Raw genomic sequence first — 3,279 nt, 5'->3', positions numbered from 1 at the left:
GACTCAGTTCAAATGCCATGTACAACGCTTGCTCGTTTCCGTTATCATGTCTTTCGGGGGTCGCTTGGGTCATGATTCCTCCTCTTGTTGTTTTTTTCACTTACCAAGAGGATATCTTGATCCGGGCCTTCATAGTATCTCTGATCAAGTGGTGCAGGATTCCTCCTGCCGGGGGTCTGGGGGTATCCCCCAGCTTCTCTTTCATCCCCCAAGATTGGGGGCAGGGGGTTGATCAGAACTTAATCAGCACATCCCTAACAACCTTGGACATGCACTCGCAACTAATTCAGGAGAATGAACAATGACGACAGCAAACGGTGGATATTTAACAGCAAGGGCGCTCAAGGCGGAGGGGGTGGAATGTGTTTTCACGCTATGTGTGATCGGATTAGCGGCTTGCTATGAGGGCTGTGAGGCCAATGGCATTAAGGTCATAGGTATGCGTAGTGAGCAAGGTGCTGCTACCGCTGCTGATGGCTGGTCCAGGATCACTGGCAAGCCGGGAGTAGCTATGTTCGGTAGAGGCGCTGCTTTTACTAATGCCTATACTGGCATCGCCAATGCCTATTTAACGCCGAGTCCGGTGGTGTATATTGGCCAAGGCAAGAGCTCGCAATACTGACACAAGGGATTGCTGGAGTTGGAAAGCGGTGAATCAAGGATTTACTGATGATGAGGGCGTGACGTGTTCTCGAACTCCCGAAAATCGCCGCAAAAAGAGTTATCGAGAGGGCAGAACCATAGGAAAATCGCCCTTTAACCTGATCTTATGCTAGGAATTCTCTCCGATTGAATCTTTTACTCACTTCATCAGAGGTTTCTTATCTCTGCCTCCGAATTTCCCACCTGAGAGGTTATTGAGGTCGGATGGCAATAGTGGACTGCGATAATAGATGTCAAGGACATGGAACGATATTCGGTTTAGCAAGGCCACGGAGAATGGCGAATACTTCACGAGCGACATAGCGTTTCAGGCAGCGGATGGCTTCCGTTTTGGTCTTTCCCTCCTCCGTGCGACGTTTCAAGTATGCCCTGGTTCTCTCGTCGTGGCGGAGCCTGACAATCACAATTCGATGGATGGCGGCATTTGCTCGGCGGTCGCCACCACGATTAAGACGGTGCCGATTAGTTTTGCCTGACGAAGCAGGTATGGGATTTACCCCGCACAGGGCGGCAAAAGCTGCCTCGGATCTGAGACGCTCAGGGTTGCTGCCAGCGGTGACCAAGAGTGTGGCAGCGGTGTCAGGGCCAATGCCAAAAGATTGCGTCAGCCTCGGGGCAACTGCCGTCGTCAGCGTCTCCAGGTGGACATCGAGAGCCTCTATCTCCCGTGTAAGATGGATGTGACGCCGGGCCAACGACCATAGAGTGTACTTAGCCGCTGACGTTGCCGTCAGCAGTTTCCCGGGACGCCACCTGGCACAACGGGCTATCAGTTGGCTAGTGGTCAAATCCCGCAGTGCGGATCGAAGTTCAACCGGGGCAGTAACAACCAGAGCCTTCATCTGATTGATCGATTGTGTACGAGCCTTCATCGCAGAATCTTTGGCGCTCTTGATCATCCGGATCATTTCCACCACGTCGACACCGGATTTTGGCTCTTCCCGAGCCACGCCGGAGAGCACCGCTCTGGCTGCCATTTCAGCATCGGTGGGATCACTCTTACCCTTCCTGCGACGAGTGGACCGGTCCGGCCGATTCACCTCGATAATCCGATGCCCTCGGTTGCTCAGATACCGAGACAGGCCAGCTCCGTAGGAGCCGGTGCCTTCGATGCCGAATGCCTCTATCTTCCCTATACTATTTGCCCATCGCTCCAAGCTCAAGTATCCTGCGCAGGTTGTAGGCAACGTGTGCTGGCCGATCCGAGCGCCTAGTGTATCGATGGCTACCGCCACGTGCTGATCCTTATGGGTATCGACCCCGACAATAACTCCAAGAACAGGAAGGCCACCTTGAGAATTCACAGTCTCCTCCTTCATCAGACTGTACCCTCAAGCCAAGCGAATGGACAGGACTGCGACGAGGCTTAGCCATGCTCCTATAAGGTCACTATTCGCCGGATGGGGTACTTCTCGTGGCCACCTCCAGATTGAGTCGACAGATCACCAAGAAGGCACTGAGCCGGTCCGTTTTGGAGTCAGGCCCTTCCCTGAAAGTGGCCTGACTATATTATCGCAGTCCGTTTTTTCCATCTTACTCCAATCAGTGTACGGTCGTAGTGGACACTATGTGTTGTATTTTAGCTGACGGTCTACAATCGTGGGGTGAAAGTGTCATTAACTCAGCGACATCGAGGCTGAAAACAAAACTGAACAACCCTGTAATATGAACAGGCACATGAATCACATTCAATCCTTTGTCATACGCAAAAAAGAGAAGGTTGTTATGATAATCGTTGTCAAACTTTTGGACAGGACGGCTGGGACTTCTGGTCGTTGTTCAACCATACTTATGAGGCGTACAATGGCCAGAAGTAGAGGACATCTGGGAGACCTCTGATTAGGGCCTGTTAATTCCCCTAACCCCAAGGTTGGGGGAAGAAGAAGAGTATGAGGGACATCTATGCACAGTATATCAAGAGGGTAATAGTTGGACATTCTTTGACACAGTTGATGGGAACTGAAAGCATGAGCAGAATTGGACACGGACGAAAGGACCCTGCTCCTTCGTAGTCAAGTATCTGAGGGGTTATCAGGATAAAATCTAAGGGGGTTTGGTCAAATGTGTCCATCTGACTGCAGACGACACCGAGAAGGTCACCGCGATCAACGAAAAGGTGCGAAAGCCAGCTCCGTCTGGTTGTGCAAAAATGCAATCACTCAGTCTGTCAAATAGAAGCTTCGAGTGGGTGGCAACCGTGCCGGAGGTATCCTGCCCGACTCAGCAATTTCACTCTATGAAATCTGAAGAATGCGCAGGATCAAATCCGCAAGGTCATCCCGTATATCAGCGCTGCGCAAGATTGCGATAGCCAAGTATATGTTATGGGTACGGAAATCACTGGAAGACTACTGGATAAATTGGATCTGATGCTCATTAGAGAACTGGGAATTGATGCCCGAAAGAGCTCCGTGGAACTCGGGGTCAAGCTGGGCACAAGCCATACTACAGTGCAGCGGCGGCTACAAGCCCTCCTGGACGAAGGGATTATTTCATTCGTCACCATCGCTGACCCTAAAAACCTGGGATACCTGACCCTCATATTGCTCGGGATAAACACCCGCCCCGGCAGAGTGGATGGCGTAGCTGCCAAAATAGCCGACCTGGAGTACTCCA

3 protein-coding genes are annotated in these 3,279 nt (G+C 51.6%); 2 read left to right on the top strand and 1 reads right to left on the bottom strand.

All coding sequences use genetic code 11. The features are described 5' to 3' along the window. Positions 1–301 precede the first annotated feature (301 nt). Positions 302–622 (top strand): thiamine pyrophosphate-binding protein, encoded by a 321-nt coding sequence (locus PHV74_15670; GenBank protein ID MDD5095790.1) that lies wholly within the window; start codon positions 302–304, stop codon positions 620–622. Positions 623–896: 274 nt separating this feature from the next. On the opposite strand, the gene PHV74_15665 is transcribed toward PHV74_15670, so the two are convergent. Continuing rightward, entirely contained in the window at positions 897–1,967 is a 1,071-nt protein-coding gene (locus PHV74_15665; protein MDD5095789.1) for an IS110 family transposase, read from the bottom strand. A gap of 1,020 nt (positions 1,968–2,987) precedes the next feature. Here PHV74_15665 and PHV74_15660 point away from each other — a divergent pair. Further along, a partial coding sequence (locus PHV74_15660) for an AsnC family transcriptional regulator (protein MDD5095788.1) occupies positions 2,988–3,279 on the top strand: 292 nt, incomplete at its 3' end.

It is taken from the genome of Dehalococcoidia bacterium, from assembly GCA_028711995.1.
GTDB lineage: Bacteria > Chloroflexota > Dehalococcoidia > SZUA-161 > SpSt-899 > JAQTRE01.
The sequence above is the reverse complement of the archived record's forward strand: the minus strand, read 5'-3'. Positions and strand labels throughout refer to the sequence as shown.